The sequence below is a fragment of the Vibrio nitrifigilis genome, from assembly GCF_015686695.1.
In the GTDB taxonomy this organism is placed as follows: Bacteria; Pseudomonadota; Gammaproteobacteria; order Enterobacterales; family Vibrionaceae; genus Vibrio; species Vibrio nitrifigilis.
Genome location: NZ_JADPMR010000001.1, coordinates 3,012,774 through 3,030,506 on the forward strand (window position 1 = coordinate 3,012,774; position 17,733 = coordinate 3,030,506).

The 17,733-nt window shown below is 44.3% G+C and carries 14 protein-coding genes and 1 other RNA gene; 14 read left to right on the forward strand and 1 reads right to left on the reverse strand.

The annotated features are described in order from the left end of the window. Window positions 1-2: 2 nt before the first annotated feature. On the reverse strand, window positions 3-1,799 hold the full coding sequence (locus tag I1A42_RS13530; RefSeq protein ID WP_161153109.1) for a penicillin-binding protein activator: 1,797 nt from the start codon (window positions 1,797-1,799) through the stop codon (window positions 3-5). A gap of 69 nt (window positions 1,800-1,868) precedes the next feature. Here I1A42_RS13530 and rsmI point away from each other — a divergent pair, with 69 nt between their 5' ends. From rsmI to ftsA, 14 genes are all read left to right on the forward strand, one after another. After that, window positions 1,869-2,726, forward strand: coding sequence for a 16S rRNA (cytidine(1402)-2'-O)-methyltransferase (gene rsmI, locus I1A42_RS13535; RefSeq protein WP_161153108.1), 858 nt, complete (start codon window positions 1,869-1,871; stop codon window positions 2,724-2,726). A gap of 110 nt (window positions 2,727-2,836) precedes the next feature. Continuing rightward, an RNA gene (gene rnpB / locus I1A42_RS13540) (RNase P RNA component class A) lies at window positions 2,837-3,229 on the forward strand. 179 nt (window positions 3,230-3,408) lie between these two features. After that, complete coding sequence (gene rsmH, locus I1A42_RS13545) at window positions 3,409-4,359, forward strand: 16S rRNA (cytosine(1402)-N(4))-methyltransferase RsmH (RefSeq protein ID WP_161153107.1); 951 nt, start codon at window positions 3,409-3,411, stop codon at window positions 4,357-4,359. Window positions 4,360-4,381: 22 nt separating this feature from the next. Continuing rightward, window positions 4,382-4,699: a cell division protein FtsL gene (gene ftsL / locus I1A42_RS13550; protein ID WP_161153106.1), complete on the forward strand. Its 318-nt coding sequence runs from the start codon at window positions 4,382-4,384 to the stop codon at window positions 4,697-4,699. Then, window positions 4,696-6,471 carry a penicillin-binding transpeptidase domain-containing protein gene (locus tag I1A42_RS13555; protein ID WP_161153105.1) on the forward strand — a complete coding sequence of 592 codons (1,776 nt, stop codon included), beginning with the start codon at window positions 4,696-4,698 and terminating at the stop codon, window positions 6,469-6,471. The genes ftsL and I1A42_RS13555 overlap by 4 nt, the downstream gene beginning before the upstream one ends. Before the next feature lie 15 nt (window positions 6,472-6,486). Beyond that, window positions 6,487-7,980, forward strand: a complete 1,494-nt coding sequence (gene murE, locus I1A42_RS13560) for a UDP-N-acetylmuramoyl-L-alanyl-D-glutamate--2,6-diaminopimelate ligase (protein WP_161153104.1) — start codon at window positions 6,487-6,489, stop codon at window positions 7,978-7,980. Then, entirely contained in the window at window positions 7,977-9,335 is a 1,359-nt protein-coding gene (locus I1A42_RS13565) for a UDP-N-acetylmuramoyl-tripeptide--D-alanyl-D-alanine ligase (RefSeq protein WP_161153103.1), read from the forward strand. The genes murE and I1A42_RS13565 overlap by 4 nt, the downstream gene beginning before the upstream one ends. Next, window positions 9,335-10,417: a phospho-N-acetylmuramoyl-pentapeptide-transferase gene (gene mraY, locus I1A42_RS13570; RefSeq protein ID WP_161153102.1), complete on the forward strand. Its 1,083-nt coding sequence runs from the start codon at window positions 9,335-9,337 to the stop codon at window positions 10,415-10,417. The genes I1A42_RS13565 and mraY overlap by 1 nt, the downstream gene beginning before the upstream one ends. Window positions 10,418-10,442: 25 nt before the next feature. Beyond that, window positions 10,443-11,765 carry a UDP-N-acetylmuramoyl-L-alanine--D-glutamate ligase gene (murD, locus tag I1A42_RS13575; RefSeq protein ID WP_196123734.1) on the forward strand — a complete coding sequence of 441 codons (1,323 nt, stop codon included), beginning with the start codon at window positions 10,443-10,445 and terminating at the stop codon, window positions 11,763-11,765. A gap of 15 nt (window positions 11,766-11,780) precedes the next feature. Then, window positions 11,781-12,977 (forward strand): cell division protein FtsW, encoded by a 1,197-nt coding sequence (gene ftsW, locus I1A42_RS13580; protein ID WP_161153100.1) that lies wholly within the window; start codon window positions 11,781-11,783, stop codon window positions 12,975-12,977. Next, window positions 12,964-14,028: an undecaprenyldiphospho-muramoylpentapeptide beta-N-acetylglucosaminyltransferase gene (gene murG, locus I1A42_RS13585; protein WP_161153099.1), complete on the forward strand. Its 1,065-nt coding sequence runs from the start codon at window positions 12,964-12,966 to the stop codon at window positions 14,026-14,028. Before ftsW ends, murG begins: the two co-directional genes overlap by 14 nt. A 10-nt stretch (window positions 14,029-14,038) precedes the next feature. After that, window positions 14,039-15,499, forward strand: coding sequence for a UDP-N-acetylmuramate--L-alanine ligase (gene murC, locus I1A42_RS13590; protein WP_161153098.1), 1,461 nt, complete (start codon window positions 14,039-14,041; stop codon window positions 15,497-15,499). A gap of 235 nt (window positions 15,500-15,734) precedes the next feature. Further along, window positions 15,735-16,466: a cell division protein FtsQ/DivIB gene (locus I1A42_RS13595; RefSeq protein WP_408063532.1), complete on the forward strand. Its 732-nt coding sequence runs from the start codon at window positions 15,735-15,737 to the stop codon at window positions 16,464-16,466. Beyond that, window positions 16,459-17,724, forward strand: a complete 1,266-nt coding sequence (gene ftsA, locus I1A42_RS13600) for a cell division protein FtsA (RefSeq protein WP_161153096.1) — start codon at window positions 16,459-16,461, stop codon at window positions 17,722-17,724. The genes I1A42_RS13595 and ftsA overlap by 8 nt, the downstream gene beginning before the upstream one ends. Window positions 17,725-17,733 lie beyond the last annotated feature (9 nt).

Sequence of the window (17,733 nt, forward strand, 5' to 3'; positions counted from 1 at the left end):
TATCAGTGTTTCGTCCAGCTAATTTCACGCTGCACAACACAAGAATCATCAATGCTTAACACACCGGTTTCGCCATTGATTGTGTATCCTTGCACTACTTTCATCTGTGGCAGTTCGTTCATCAAACGGTACGCGTCCATGCCAAGAGCCTGTAGGCGACGTTCACCATTGGTATCATTTGGCCATAAACGTTCCATCTGATTACTGATGGAGTTACTTGGGTGAACCAGTAATGGAATATCACTGTAAGTGACTCCAGTTAAATCTTCATATTGACGACCACCACCATTACTGGTCGAGTTCGAAAACAGGCGTGGTGGTTGAGTATCTGGGTTGATCGCCACTTCGATAAACGGTTTGATCAAGGTTAGCTCTGCGCTGTTTGCTACGATGTAGACTGCGTCGATATCACGGCGACTGCGCGGTTGGCTTTTTAACTTCATCCCTGTTAACTCTTCCATCTGAGCAATATTTTGTTGGCTATCTTGCAAACCGAAGACGGAATTAATATTACGCTGTAAAGTTCGTTTGTTGCTGAAAAGGCTCACTGCGACTTTATTCTTGCTGTATTTACGCCACTCTTCGTTGAATGCTTCTACAACACGTTCACCATAGCTGCCTTCTGGAGCAAGAATAAGAGGGTATTGATATCCTTCGCTAAAGAGGTGTTTGGCTGCTTGTGCTACCTCTTGTTCTGGAGAAAGAGTGAGATAACAAGTTTGATAACCGCTTTCAACGGTTTCTGGAATATTGAGTGACAAGGTTTTGATTGGATTATCACTGTCTTCTTGAACTTTTTGCAGCGCTTCCACTTTGTCTTTTTCTAGCGGACCAACCACAAAATCAATGTGCTTTTGTTCCAGTGTCTGCTCAATTTTTTCTAGCGATTCAGCATTGGTATCAATCACCGTTAATTTTGCACTAGGCAGACGAGTTTGATCGTTCATCATTGACATAATAAACCCGTCGCGAATTAACTGTGCCTGACGAGCATATTTGCCCGTTAGCGGTAACAGCAACGCAGTATTGTTTGGTTTCGAGATGTTCATTGCCAAAATATCCTGCACATCTTGCGGCGTGTTTAATGCCGCAGGGTGGTTGGGATTTTCTCTTAACCAGTTCTTCAGCGTGTTTTGCAACTGAGGTAGATCGCTGCCTAGCGTTTTCATATAAATGGCTAATTGAAGCCAGCCATCTAAAACGTCTTCGTCTGGAGTTGTGGTGAGATCGGTAATGGAGTGACTGTTGTAATGGCTAAGGTTGTTCCATATTTGATCGGAAATCGCGCCCCATTGATTTTGCATTGTGTATTGATAAAGGGCGACCAGCTCTCGACTAGAGTCAAATGGTTTATCTAATGAGGTATAAATATCAGCTTTTAGCTGATGGTACTCTTTCCATTGTTGATCGGCTAACTTCCAGTATGGTTTGAAATCAAGCTGTTGCATTGCTTTGTCATACTGCTCAACGTTAGTCAGCAACTGTGCTTTATTGAGTTGCCACTCAGCAGTTTGTTTATTACTCAGTTTTTGTTTGGATAGTCGTTTACTGATTAACTCTGCTTGTTCGGTGTTGTTTGCTGCGATCGAAGCTTTCATCGCCATGATTAACAAATCATTTTGCAAACTACCTTGAGTGGTATCCGCTTGCATGATGTAGATTTGCGCAGTCTCACTTGGTTCACTAGTGATATCAACATAATCAGGTGCTGAAGGTTTAGACGAACACGCCGCCAACGCAATTGCTAATGCAACAGGAGTGAGTAAGCGTGGTACACTGCGTCTCTGATGGTTTTTCATAGCCATGAGTTCTTAAGTTAATCCGTGTAAAATTGTCTCTATATTAATCGTTGAAGTGATGGTAAACAAATGACAGATAGCAAAACCTTGGACGTCCCGACGTTATACATAGTTCCGACGCCAATCGGGAATCTGGGAGATATCACCCAAAGAGCCCTAGATGTACTTTCAACTGTTGATATCATCGCCGCTGAAGATACACGCCATACTGGCAAGTTACTCTCTCACTTCAATATTCAAACTAAGACGTTCGCTTTGCATGATCACAATGAACAGCAAAAAGCTCAAGCATTAGTTGAGAAATTATTAGCAGGGCAATCCATCGCATTGGTATCCGATGCGGGTACGCCGCTTATCAGTGATCCAGGGTATCACTTGGTTAGTCAATGTCGTCAGGCGGGTGTTAAAGTTACGCCACTTCCTGGTGCCTGTGCTGTGATCACTGCGCTAAGTGCGTCAGGTTTACCTTCAGATCGTTTTAGTTTTGAAGGGTTTTTCCCTGCGAAAAGTAAAGGTCGTAAAGACAAATTACTTGAAATCGCTAAGGTAGAGCGTACGTGTATTTTTTACGAGTCGCCACACCGAATTAGTGAATCATTAAAAGACATGCTGGAAATTTTAGGTCCAGAACGTGAAGTGGTGCTCGCCCGTGAACTCACCAAAACATTCGAGACTATCCAAGGGTTACCTTTAGGTGAATTGGTTGAATGGGTTGAAGAGGATAATAACCGTAAGCGCGGTGAAATGGTTATTCTGATTCATGGTCACCGTGAAGAAAGTCATAGTGAGCTTCCTGAAGAAGCGTTGCGAACCTTAGGTATTTTAACTAAAGAGTTACCTTTGAAAAAAGCAGCAGCCATGACGGCAGAAATATACAATTTGAAAAAAAATGCTCTATACAAATGGGGTTTAGAGAATCTCGATTAAGACCGAGATAGATGTGGAGTTGCTGGAAGTTTGACCGGTTGAAGCCTATTTAAGCTTGAATGGTGATTCTTCCTAGACAGTGCGAGTGGTTAACTATATTATTCGCGCTCGGAGTTGGCTGGGTAGTCGCTGCTTCATTGACGTCCCTTAACCTCGTGTTAGGGAGACTGATGAAGGGGAGGAAAGTCCGGGCTCCATAGAGCAGGGTGCCAGGTAACGCCTGGGGGGCGCAAGCCTACGACAAGTGCAGCAGAGAGAAAACCGCCGATGGCCTTCGGGCACAGGTAAGGGTGAAAGGGTGCGGTAAGAGCGCACCGTGCGACTGGTAACAGTTCGTAGCAAGGTAAACTCCACCCGGAGCAAGACCAAATAGGCTTCCACATAGCGTTGCTCGCGTTAGGAAGCGGGTAGGTTGCTTGAGCCAGTGAGTGATTGCTGGCCTAGACGAATGGCTACCGCCGCGCAAGCGGAACAGAACCCGGCTTATGATGCCGACTCCACCTATTCTAAACCCATCATAGCTCTCGAGTTATGATGGGTTTTTTGCTTTATATTGACTCAGCCGATGCTAAAAGCTTTAAACTTAGCGTAATGTCACGTCTTAGATAAGTTAATGGTTAGCAGCAGTGTCGGAAATCAGTACACTAAACAGACACAAGCCGTTAGGCGAAATGAGAATATTATGACTGAATCATTCCAACATATTTCTGTGCTTTTGCATGAATCCATCGATGGTTTGGCCATTAAGCCAGACGGTACCTATATTGATGGTACTTTTGGTCGCGGTGGTCATAGTCGGACAATTTTATCTAAGCTTGGGCCAAATGGTCGTCTGTTTAGTATCGACCGTGATCCGCAAGCAATTGCCGAGGCGCAAAAAATTGATGATCCGCGCTTTACTATCGTACATGGCCCGTTTTCAGGTATTGCTGAATACGCAGAGCGTTACGATTTAGTCGGAGAAGTTGATGGCGTACTGTTTGATTTAGGTGTGTCGTCACCTCAACTTGATGATGCAGAACGTGGGTTTAGCTTTATGAAAGATGGCCCACTGGATATGCGCATGGATCCAACATCAGGTATCCCTGTATCAGAATGGTTAGTGAATGCTGATTTAGATGATATCACGTGGGTAATTCGCGAGTTTGGCGAAGATAAGCATGCTCGTCGTATTGCGAAGGCGATTGTGGCTTATAGAGAAAATGAAGAAAATGAACCATTGACTCGTACTAGTCAGTTAGCCAAATTGATCTCTGATGCAGCCCCAAAAAGCTTCAAAGAGAAGAAACATCCAGCCACTCGCTCATTCCAAGCGTTTCGTATCTATATCAATAGTGAACTTGAAGAAATTGATAAAGCTCTTAACGGTGCAATGAACGTGCTAGCGAAAGAAGGACGTTTGTCGGTAATCAGCTTCCACTCTCTGGAAGACCGTATGGTGAAACGTTTTATGCGTAAAGAGAGTAAAGGGCCGCAAGTGCCTCATGGTATCCCAATGACGGAAGACCAAATTAAAGCGCTTGGAAGTGCTAACCTTAAAACGGTTGGTAAAGCGATTAAACCTAGTGAATCTGAAGTGGAAGTGAATCCTCGTTCTCGTAGTTCTGTATTAAGGATTGCGGAAAAACTGTAGATTGCGAAAATAAACGGTAATTATGTCTCAAACTACTCCTAATCTTGCAAAATTAATTTTGATCGATTTGCTGACAGTCGGTCGAGTGCCTCTCATTATATTGGTTCTGATATTTGCCAGTGCCATGGGAGTAGTTTTAACAACACATGATACTCGCCAAGCGGTTTCTCGTTTAGACCGAGTGCAGAGTGAACGACTTCGACTCGATAATGAGTGGCGCAACTTAATCATTGAAGAAACTGCACTAGCGGAACATAGTCGTGTGCAAGACATCGCCCAAAATCAGCTGGACATGAAACGTCCGGATGCAGACAAAGAAGTAGTGATTAATATCAAATGAAGAAACCGTCTAAATCGAAGAAGGCTCAGTCAGCACCCGCAAAGAAAACGTCATCTCAGCAATCTGCCATTTTTATTCGATGGCGTTTTTATCTTATCTTATTTTTTATCTTTCTCGCTTTTGCCACTTTGGTGGGGAGAGCCGCCTATATTCAGATTATCGAACCCGATAATTTAATTCATCAAAGTGATTTACGTACTGTTCGCGCTAAAACGATTCACTCAGCCCGTGGCATTATTTCTGATCGTAATGGTGAAGCATTAGCAGTTTCTGTCCCGGTTGACGCTGTATGGGCTAACCCTGCCATCATAATGAAAAAAGGGGCTCTAAAGGATAAAGATCGTTGGTATGCGCTCGCTGATGTGCTTAATCTTGACCGTGAAGGGTTAATCAACAAAATTCGAAATAGTAAAAATGATAAGGACGAACCTCGTCAATTTATCTATTTGCAGCGTCAAGTAAATGCGGCAATGGCCAATTATATTCGCCAGTTAAAGCTCCCTGGGGTTGGTCTAAAAGCCGAGTCGAGACGTTATTATCCCGCTGGGGAAGTGAGTGCTCATACGGTAGGAGTTACCGGTATTGATGGGCATGGTTTAGAAGGGGTTGAGCGCAGTTACGATAAATGGCTCACTGGAGAAGCCGGTAAACGGATTATTCGTAAAGACCGTTACGGACATGTTGTTGAAAATATTTCACTGGAGAAAAGTGAAGCAGGTAAACCCCTAACATTGACTATCGACCAGCGAATTCAAGCCATTGCTTTTCGAGCGGTGAAACAGGCCATGGCTGATTATCGAGCGACCTCTGCATCAGCGGTGATGGTGGACGTCAAAACCGGCGAAGTGCTGGCGATGGTAAATGCCCCATCTTATAACCCGAACAACCGCGCTGATTACCAAAGTTATAAAATGCGTAACCGGGTGATTACCGATGCTTTTGAACCAGGCTCGACAGTGAAACCTTTTGTTGTACTCGCTGCTCTCGAAAACGGAGTTGCGGATGAACACACCATTATTGATGTAGGTAACGGTACTATGCGTATAGGTGGCGCTCGTGTTCGAGATTCGGATCGTATTGTTGGCGGTAAAGCATCGCTGCAAATGATCTTGAAAAAATCGAGTAACGTCGGGGTGTCTAAACTATCACTGCGTATGCCAATTGAAGCGTTATTAGGCATGTATAACTCAGTAGGATTGGGGGAAACGTCAGGTCTAAACCTACCCGGTGAAAGTACGGGGATTTTCCCAACCCGTACACGTTGGTCTGATTTTGAAAGAGCCACCATTGCGTTTGGTTATGGATTGGCGATTACTCCTATTCAATTAGCTCATGCTTATGCGACATTGGGAAATATGGGTAAATATCAGCCATTACATTTAATTGAAGGGCATCGCCAAGCCAATTTAGAACATCAAGTTGCTGATCCTAAATATGTTCGTGAAGTCTTGGATATGTTGGAAACGGTTACCCAACCAGGTGGTACTGCTGTTAAAGCCGCTGTGCCGGGATATCGTATTGCGGCCAAAACCGGGACCTCGCGTAAAGCGATTGCTGGTGGCTATAGTGACGAATATTTTGCCTATACCGCAGGGGTCGCGCCAGTGAGCAATCCACGATTATCTTTAGTGGTGATGGTTAATGAACCGCAAGGGGATTCTTATTATGGTGGTGCGGTTGCTGGTCCCGTCTTCGGCGAGATAATGAAAGGTGCGCTGCAGATTTTAAATATCGCACCAGATGAGAACAAAGTTACAGACGATCAAAAATAGATAAGTGTGGATATTATGAGAAACACGGGGAAAGCGCTTTCGAGTCTTTTATCTCCATGGCTAGTCATGGAACCGTCTACTGCCACTCAAGTTCAGGTGACAGCATTACATTTAGACAGTCGCCAAGTCCAACCCGGCGACACTTTTGTCGCTGTCATTGGTCACTCCGTCGATGGTCGTCAGTTTATCGACACTGCGGTGAATCAAGGAGCCAATGCTGTTATTGCTCAAGCAGACGACGACATTCACCCTCACGGTTTTGTCACAGAGCACAACCAAACTCCGGTGATATATGTTGAGCATCTTAATGAGCATCTGTCCGAACTAGGGGCGCGTTTATACGGTGAACATCATAACAAACCCATTGCAGTAACAGGAACTAACGGCAAAACAACGATAACGCAGCTTATTGCCCAATGGTTAACACTCGTGGGTAAAAAAGCGGCTGTGATGGGAACCACCGGTAATGGATTTCTTGACTCTCTGAAAACGGCGAAGAATACCACAGGTAGTGCGTTAGACATTCAAGAGCAACTATTTGAACTCGCACAGCAAGGCGCTGAATATACAGCACTAGAGGTCTCGTCACATGGTTTAGTTCAAGGGCGCGTTAGAGTGTTGCCTTTTGCTGCGAGTGTATTCACCAATTTAAGTCGTGACCATCTTGATTATCATGGCACGATGGAAGCTTACGCTAAAGCCAAGCAATCACTCTTTACCGAGCATCACTGTGAAGCGGCCATTATTAATAGCGATGATGCAATTGGTCACCAGTGGCTTAATGAAATACCGAATGCCATTGGTGTGTCATTGTATCAAAAACCTGCAACTGACAAATTCGTTTGGGCAACTCAAGTTGAGTATGTTGATAGTGGTATTAGTATGCAGGTTGAAGGTACTTGGGGCCAAGGAACACTGACGGTGCCTTTGATTGGCGAGTTTAATGCTTCTAATGTCTTACTCGCCTATACATGTTTGCTTTCATTGGGTTTTTCTGCTCAGCAATTATTGAGTACGGCTCCGAAATTACAACCTGTCATTGGACGCATGGAGCTATTTCAACACCCTGCCAAGGCAAAAGTGGTGGTCGATTATGCCCATACTCCAGATGCACTAGAAAAAGCGTTACAGGCACTGCGTGTGCATTGCAAAGGTAAACTTTTTTCTATCGTGGGTTGCGGTGGTGACCGTGATTCAGGTAAGCGCCCGATGATGGCTCAAATTGCGGAGCAGTATGCCGATAGCGTCGTGCTTACTGATGATAACCCGCGCAGCGAATCTCCTGAGCAAATCATTCAAGATATGCAAGCAGGTCTGGCTCATCCAGAGCATGTTTTGGTTGAACATGATCGTTTCAAAGCCATAGCACTAGCACTTTCTCATTCAACCAAAGACGACATTATTCTTGTGGCGGGTAAGGGCCATGAGGATTACCAAATTTTAGCGGACAGAACGATACATTATTCTGACCGTGAATCGGCACAAACCTTGTTGGAGTTAACCGCATGATAACGATGACATTAAGTACCATCGCTGCAGAATTAAATGGTGAATTAATTGGTCAAGACTGCGAAATTAAAACGGTATCGACGGATACTCGTTATATTGAAGGTCAGTCGTTATTTATCGCATTAGTGGGTGAACGTTTTGACGCGCATGACTTTGTTGCTCAGGCTCAAGAGAATGGTGCTGCAGCTTTATTGGTGTCAAGAAAAGTGGCATCGTCACTTCCACAGGTGTTAGTGACTGACACTAAACAAGCGTTAGGTCAGCTAGGGGCTTATGTACATCAACAATGTGCAACCCCAACGATTGCAATTACTGGGAGTTGTGGGAAAACAACTGTTAAAGAGATGGTCGCAAGTATTTTGTCTGAAAAAGGGAAAGTGCTATTTACGTCCGGGAATTTTAATAATGATATTGGCGTGCCTTTAACCTTACTGCGCTCCACCCCTGAAGATGACTACGCAGTGATCGAACTTGGCGCGAACCATATTGGAGAGATTCAATATACGGTGTCACTTGTTCAACCTGATATTGCGTTGGTTAACAACGTTGCCGCTGCTCATCTTGAAGGTTTCGGCTCGATTGATGGGGTGAAGCAAGCCAAAGGTGAGATCTACTCTGGGTTAAAAGCCGGGAGCTGTGCTGTTGTGAACCTAGATAGCAATGGTGGTGATCGATGGAAAGCGACGCTGGCCAATAAAAAAGTAAAAACTTTTTCCATTACCGATCACAATGCTGACTTTTACGCTCAAAATATCAGGCTTAATGAAGATGGAAGAGCTAGCTTTACTCTGGTTACTCCAAAGCAGCAAGTACCTGTCACACTTGGCATTATAGGTAAACATAATGTCGCGAATGCATTAGCTGCTACCATTTTAGCGACTGAGATGGGCGCAAGCATTGAAAATGTCGTGACTGGTCTTGCCAACATTACGCCAGTAAAAGGGCGTGTCGCGGTATCAATGTTAACTGACAAAATTAAGTTGATTGATGACAGCTATAACGCCAGCGTTCCTGCAATGAAAGCGGCCGTAGATTTGTTGGGTGGTTTCCCATCTATGCGCTGGTTAATTTTAGGCAATATGGCGGAATTAGGTGAGGAAAGTCTTGCACTTCATCGTCAAGTCGGTGAACATGCTGCACCATTCAAGTTTGAGCATGTCTTGACCTATGGTCAGGATACAAGAGTGATCAGTGACGTTTGCCAGGGTAAACATTTTGACACTCATGAAGATATGATTTTATACATCAAGCAGCAACTCGAAAAATACAACGATCAAACTCATACCTTATTGATCAAGGGTGCCTTGAGCTCAAGTATGGGAAAAGTTGTTGCTGCGCTTAAGGAGATATTCTGATGATTATTTGGCTTTCGGAGTTACTCCAGCCATATTTTTCTTTTTTCCGTTTGTTTGAATACCTATCTTTTCGGGCGATAGTAAGTATTTTGACTGCCTTGTCTCTCTCTTTGTGGATGGGGCCTCGTTTAATTAAGCGGTTACAGTTATTACAGATTGGTCAGGTCGTTCGTAACGACGGGCCTGAGTCCCATTTTAGTAAACGTGGTACGCCAACAATGGGCGGTATCATGATTCTTGCTGCCATTACCATTACTGTTCTGTTGTGGACTGATTTATCTAACCCTTATGTATGGGCGGTACTGGCAGTATTACTCGGCTATGGGGCGGTCGGTTTTGTCGACGATTATCGTAAGGTCGTGCGCAAAAATACCGATGGTTTGATCGCGCGCTGGAAATATTTTTGGCAATCATCAATCGCGCTTGTGGTGGCATTTGCACTTTATGCCTATGGTCATGACACGTCAGCGACTCAATTGGTGGTGCCATTTTTCAAAGAAGTTATGCCACAGCTTGGTTTAATGTACATCGTACTCACTTACTTTGTCATTGTAGGGACGAGTAATGCGGTGAACTTGACTGATGGGCTAGATGGTTTAGCCATTATGCCGACGGTATTAGTCTCTGCCGGCTTTGCTGTTATTGCTTGGGCTACCGGCAATGTGAACTTTGCTAATTACCTTCATATTCCTTATGTACCTAATGCTTCTGAACTCGTAGTGGTTTGTACTGCGATTGTCGGAGCTGGGTTAGGCTTTTTATGGTTTAACACTTACCCAGCTCAGGTGTTTATGGGCGATGTTGGCTCATTAGCGCTAGGTGGTGCTCTTGGTATCATCGCTGTTTTAGTTCGCCAAGAATTCGTCTTGGTTATTATGGGCGGTGTGTTTGTGATGGAAACCTTGTCTGTGATTTTACAGGTAGGTTCATACAAACTTCGAGGTCAGCGTATTTTCCGTATGGCGCCAATCCACCATCACTATGAACTTAAAGGCTGGCCAGAGCCTCGCGTTATTGTGCGATTCTGGATTATTTCAATCGTTTTAGTTTTGATTGGTTTAGCGACTTTGAAAGTACGTTAATCCGTTCGAGGAGCAAGAAAATAAAATGGACCGTTGGCAAGGCATTCAGCATGTTGTGGTCGTAGGGCTCGGTATGACCGGGCTCTCAGTCGTTAATTACCTCTCAAAATATCATCCGGAAGTGACGGTGAAGGTAATCGATACGCGTGAAACACCGCCTGGTATCGATAGACTTGATGACCATATTCCTCTGCACCATGGGAGTTGGAATCTCGAATGGCTATTGTCTGCCGATCTCGTGGTTACGAATCCTGGTATTGCGCTTGCTACCCATGAAATTCAGCAAGTATTACAAGCTGGCATTCCTGTTGTTGGCGATATTGAACTGTTTGCTTGGCATGTTAATAAACCCGTGATAGCTATTACCGGATCAAATGGTAAAAGTACTGTGACGGATTTAACGGGCGTGATGGCCAATGCCAGTGGCATAAAGACTGCGATAGGTGGCAATATCGGTGTGGCAGCATTGGATTTACTTGAGCAAGATGCTGAACTCTATGTGCTTGAGTTATCAAGCTTTCAATTAGAAACAACCTCATCTTTAGAGCTTGTCGCTGCCGCGTTCCTGAATTTATCTGAAGATCATATGGACAGATACAACAGCAGTCTGCAAGCGTATCGTGCTGCTAAATTACGTATCTTTGATCATGCCAAAATTGCGGTGGTGAATGCCGATGATCCGCAAACATTTCCTGAATCTTCTATTGCTGATGTTCTTTCCTTTGGTCTCGATAACCCAGCTAATTATGGTGAAGAACTCAAAGATGGACATATGTGGCTAATGGCAAAAGGCCACCCTGTAGTGGCCATTTCTGAGCTAAGCTTAGTTGGACGCCATAATGTGGCAAATGTTCTTACCGTATTAGCATTACTTGATGCAGCTCACATCGATTATACCCCCGCGTTAGAGACACTGAAGTCTTACACTGGACTGACACATCGATGCCAAGTGGTTGCGGATAATCAGGGTATAAAATGGGTTAACGATTCGAAAGCGACAAATGTAGCTAGCACGTTGGCAGCACTGTCTGGATTACAACTTAAAGGCAAGCTGTACTTGTTAGTGGGTGGGGTTGGTAAAGGGGCGGATTTTTCACCTCTAAAACCTGCATTAGCCGCTCTTCCGCTGCAACTATGCTGTTTTGGTCGAGATGGTGAGCAATTTATGTCTTTGCATCCTTCAGCTAAATCATTCGAATCCATGGAAGTCATCATTAAAGCGATACGTCCAGAACTAAAATCTGGAGATATGGTGTTGCTGTCTCCAGCCTGTGCGAGTTTTGATCAGTTTAATAGCTTCATGCATCGAGGTGAGGTTTTTGCTTCACTTGCAGAGCAGTATGCGTAATAAAAGGTAAGTGTCTTGGTGTTATCCAAACCGTGGAACAAATTTTGGCATTGGCTAAAAACGCCATCTCCAGAAGCGCTGTTTGATCGTCAATTGGTCTGGATAGCATTAGGGCTAATGCTGATTGGCTTAGTGATGGTAACATCCGCATCGTTTCCGATCAGCTCACGCCTGACTCATCAGCCGTTCCATTTTATGTTTCGGCATGCACTGTTTTTGCTGTTATCCATAATTACATCATCCGTCGTGCTGCAGATACCAATGGCTAAGTGGATGAAATACAGCTCAGCGATGTTGGCAGTTTCATTCTTTTTATTAGTGGTGGTATTGGTTGCGGGACACTCGGTAAATGGCGCTTCACGTTGGATTCCTTTAGGCTTATTTAACTTGCAGCCTGCTGAGGTGGCGAAGCTATCACTATTCCTGTTCATGGCGGGCTATTTAGTCCGAAAACAGGACGAAGTTCGTGAAACCTTCTTTGGCGGCTTTATGAAGCCAATTATGGTGTTTGGCACACTTGCGGTGTTGCTATTAGGACAGCCGGATTTAGGTACTGTGGTCGTCATGCTCGTAACGCTATTTGGTATGTTATTCATTGCTGGAGCTAAACTGACTCAGTTTATCTCGTTAATGGTGGCGGGTATTTTAGCTGTTGTGGCTCTCATTGCAGCAGAGCCGTACCGTATTCGCCGTGTGACGTCGTTTTGGGACCCTTGGGAAGATCCATTTGGTAGTGGCTATCAGTTAACTCAGTCACTTATGGCGTTTGGTCGTGGTGAGTGGTTTGGCCAAGGGTTAGGAAATTCAGTACAAAAATTAGAGTATTTACCAGAAGCTCACACCGATTTTGTGTTCGCAGTGTTAGGTGAAGAACTCGGTTTTGTCGGCGTAGTTTTAGTACTTATGCTGATTTTTAGTTTGGTGCTTAAAGCGATTTTCATTGGTAAAAAAGCCTTTGAACACAAACAAGATTTTGGCGGCTATTTAGCATTTGGGATTGGTATCTGGTTTGCGTTCCAGACACTGGTTAACGTGGGTGCAGCAGCCGGTATAGTGCCAACCAAAGGTTTAACCTTGCCCTTGATCAGTTATGGTGGTTCAAGTTTGATTATCATGTCTGTGGCGGTATCGATTCTATTGCGTATCGACTACGAATGTCGTTTGCAAAGTCTCCAAAAAGTAGAAGAAACAACGATAGATGAAGAAAAATAAACGTTTAATGGTAATGGCTGGTGGGACGGGAGGACATGTTTTCCCGGGGCTAGCGGTTGCTAAACAATTACAAGACCAAGGTTGGGAAATCCGTTGGTTAGGTACTGCTGATCGTATGGAAGCAGACTTAGTACCAAAGCACGGAATTGACATTGATTTTATTCGCGTGAAAGGATTACGCGGTCAAGGATTCCTGCGCTTACTAAAAGCACCATTTCAAATTGTGAATGCAGTACGTCAAGCTCGCGCCCATATGAAACGCTGGCAGCCTGACGCAGTGCTTGGCATGGGTGGCTATGTGAGCGGTCCCGGCGGTATTGCTGCATGGTTAATGGGTATTCCAGTTGTGTTGCATGAACAGAACGCAGTTGCAGGCCTGACTAACAAATGGTTGGCTAAGGTTGCTACCAAAGTGTTTCAGGCATTCAAAGGAGCATTTCCTAACGTCCCTGTCGTGGGTAACCCAGTGCGCAGTGATGTTGTGTCTATTGCTTCTCCAGAGGAACGTTTTGCCGATAGAAATGGTCCTATTCGCATTTTAGTGATGGGGGGCAGCCAAGGTGCTCGCATCTTGAATCAAACGATGCCAGAGGTCATGGCGTTGCTAGGCGATGGTTATGAAATTCGCCACCAAGCTGGTAAAAATAATCAACCAAGTGTTGAACAAGGCTACCAAACACTAGGGGTCAAGAACGCCAGTGTGACCGAATTTATCGATGATGTGGCAAGCGAGTATGCTTGGGCTGACGTGTTAGTTTGTCGCTCAGGCGCTTTGACCGTATCTGAAGTATCAGCTGCAGGGGTGGGGGCTATTTTTGTTCCCTTCATGCACAAAGACAGACAGCAGGCATTAAATGCCGATCACTTAGTGGAATCCGGTGCTGCACTGATGATCGAACAGCCTGATTTAAGTGCTGAAAAAATGGCAAGCGCGATTCAAAAGCTCGATCGCAGCGCACTTAAATCTATGGCGATTAAAGCTCGTCAAGCGGCAAAAATTGATGCGGATAAAGTTGTGGCAGATGCCATCATCGCACTAAGTGACAATTGAGAAAAAATTCATGACAGTTAAACATACTCCAGACTTAGCTCAGATTAGAGCAATCATCCCTGAAATGCGTCGTGTTAAATGCATTCACTTTGTTGGTATTGGTGGCGCAGGAATGAGCGGTATCGCCGAGGTTCTTCTTAATGAAGGTTACCAGATTACGGGGTCTGATATTGCTGAGAATGCGGTGACGCAGCGTCTAACTGAAAAAGGCGCTTACATCCATATTGGTCATGCGGCTGAAAACATTGATCAGGCGAGTGTTGTTGTGGTCTCTACTGCGATTAATGAGAGCAACCCGGAAGTATCCGCGGCTCGTGAAAAACGTATTCCAGTAGTACGTCGTGCTGAAATGTTGGCTGAATTAATGCGTTATCGCCATGGTATTGCTGTAGCCGGAACACATGGTAAAACCACCACAACAGCACTTGTCACTCAAATTTATAATGAAGCTGGCTTAGATCCTACCTTTGTTAACGGTGGTTTGGTGAAAAGTGCAGGTACAAATGCGCGTTTAGGTTCAAGTCGAATCCTGATTGCTGAAGCTGATGAAAGCGATGCGTCATTTTTGTACCTACAGCCTATGGTGACAATTGTAACTAACATCGAAGCTGATCATATGGATACATATGGTGGTAATTTTGAAACCTTGAAGCAAACCTTTGTGGATTTTCTTCATAACTTACCTTTTTATGGTCAAGCTATGATGTGCATTGACGATCCTGTTGTGCGCGAGTTAATTCCACGAGTCAGCCGCCAAGTGATTACCTATGGATTTTCGGAAGATGCTGATGTTAGGATTGAAAACTATCGTCAAGAAGGTCAACAAGGTAAATTTACAGTGGTACGTCAAGGACGTGATAACTTAGATATAACCTTAAATATCCCTGGACGTCATAATGCACTTAATGCGTCTGCTGCCATTGCAGTGGCAACCGAAGATGATATTAGTGATGAAGCCATTCTTCGCGCCATGGAAAGCACACAGGGCACCGGGCGACGTTTCGATCAGCTTGGAGAGTTTGAAACTGGCCATGGTAAAGCTATGCTAGTTGATGACTATGGACATCACCCAACAGAAGTTGGTGTGACTATTAAGGCAGCACGTAATGGATGGCCTGATAAACGTCTAGTGATGATCTTTCAGCCGCATCGTTATACACGAACTCGCGATTTATATGATGATTTTGCTAACGTTTTAGAACAAGTTGACGTGCTACTTATGTTGGATGTATACCCAGCAGGCGAAAAACCAATATCAGGTGCTGATGGGCGCTCTTTATGTCGGACGATTCGCAGTCGAGGTAAAGTTGACCCCATTTTTGTTCCAGATAGCCATACTTTACCGTCGGTATTAGCAAATGTATTACAAGATGGTGACTTAGTATTGACTCAAGGGGCTGGGGATATAGGCAAAGTAGCTAAACAATTAGCTGCATTGCAATTAAACATCGAAAAGATGCAACAAAACTAAGATAAGTTATATGGTTTCGGTTTATTTGCTGCTCATCTTTGTATCAATCGCAGATTTCTTTATAACAGTGTTTGATACTTTTAATGACCTCAGTATAATCCGAAAGTTACAGCTAATGATTTTACCTCTATTACAATTAAAAATAGGGAATTAAATTGCCAGTCGTTAACAGGATAATCGGACTTTGATATATCAAGCTTTAGCCAAAGGCCGTCGACTATCCAGTTCTCCGCTTATGAGACGTCACGCCCCTGGCGGACTGTTTTTACTCGCGGTATTACTGTTGATTGGCATTTTGTTGTACTCAACGGTCAGTTGGATGTGGGATGATCAACGTCTTCCTCTCTCAAAAATCGTATTGCAAGGTGATTTAAAGTACGTGACTCCACAAGACGTACAGCACGCTTTCGGACAGTTAGATCATATTGGCACTTTTATGTCGCAGAATATTGATGACTTACAGAAAAGCGTCGAAAGCATCCCTTGGGTGGAACATGCTTCTATTCGCAAGCAGTGGCCCGATACGATCAAAGTCTTTCTGACCGAATATCATGTTACCGCTTTCTGGAACGGTAACGCTTTACTAAATGGTAAAGGAAAAGTGTTTCACGGTGACGTTTCCTTAGTCAAAGATGAGCACGTTAAGCTGTATGGACCTAAAGGGACCGCTCCTGAGGTTCTAAAAGTATGGCAGAAATATAATCCAGAATTTAAGCAATTAGGTTTACACATATCTTCATTGCTGCTTAATGAACGCCGCGCATGGCAAATTATTTTAGATAACGGCATTCGTTTAGAATTGGGTAAAGAATCGTTAGACGAACGTATTCAACGATTCTTTTTACTGTACAAAAAATTAGGCGATAGCGTTGAGCGTATCAGTTATATAGACCTACGCTATGATACAGGAGCCGCTGTAGGCTGGATTCCTGAGCAAGAGTTAACACAAGAGAAGGCTGATGACTAAAACTGCCGAAGACAACCTCATTGTTGGTTTGGACATTGGTACTGCCACCGTATCTGCGTTGGTAGGAGAAGTGCTTCCTGATGGTCAGATTAATATCATTGGTGCGGGTACGAGTCCTTCACGTGGAATGGATAAGGGCGGTGTCAATGATTTGGAGTCGGTCGTAAAATCGGTACAAAGAGCTATCGATCAAGCTGAATTAATGGCGGAATGCCAAATTAGTAATGTTTTTCTTTCGATTTCTGGCAAGCATATTGCAAGTCGTATTGAAAAAGGTATGGGGGCCATTTCTGACGAAGAGGTGACCCAAGACGACATGGATCGTGCTATTCATACCGCTAAATCAATTAAAATTGGTGAAGAGCAGCGAATTTTGCATGTCATTCCGCAAGAATTTACGATTGATTACCAAGAAGGAATTAAAAATCCGCTAGGCTTATCAGGAGTACGCATGGAAGTGAGTGTGCACCTGATCACTTGTCATAATGATATGGCAAGAAACATCATTAAAGCTGTTGAGCGTTGCGGGTTAAAAGTTGAACAATTAGTATATTCAGGTTTAGCAGCAAGTAATGCTGTTATCACCGAAGATGAGCGTGAGCTAGGTGTGTGCGTGGTTGATATTGGCGCGGGCACCATGGATATCGCAGTTTGGACCGGTGGAGCATTGCGACATACAGAAGTGTTTTCGTATGCAGGTAATGCCGTCACTAGTGATATCGCATTTGCCTTTGGTACTCCGGTCAGTGACGCGGAAGAAATCAAAGTCAAATATGGCTGTGCTTTAAGTGAACTGGTTAGTAAAGATGATACGGTGAACGTTCCGAGTGTCGGTGGTCGCCCATCAAGAAGTTTACAAAGACAAACCTTGTCGGAAGTGATTGAGCCTCGCTACACTGAATTAATGGGTATGGTTAATCAGACGATTGATTCGGTGCAAGAACAATTGCGTAAGGATGGTATAAAGCATCACCTTGCTGCAGGGATTGTTTTGACTGGCGGTGCTGCGCAAATCGAAGGATTAGTTGAGTGTGCGGAACGCGTATTCCGCAATCAAGTAAGAGTAGGCAAACCACTCGAAGTGAGTGGCCTTACTGATTACGTTAAAGAGCCGTATCATTCTACGGCAGTGGGTTTACTTCATTATGCAAGAGATGTGCAGATGAGTGATGAGACGGATTATCAGGAGCCTAAACGCCAGATTCCGTCTTCAAGCCTCTTCAGTCGCTTGCGTAATTGGATACAAAAAGAGTTTTAACCTGAGTTG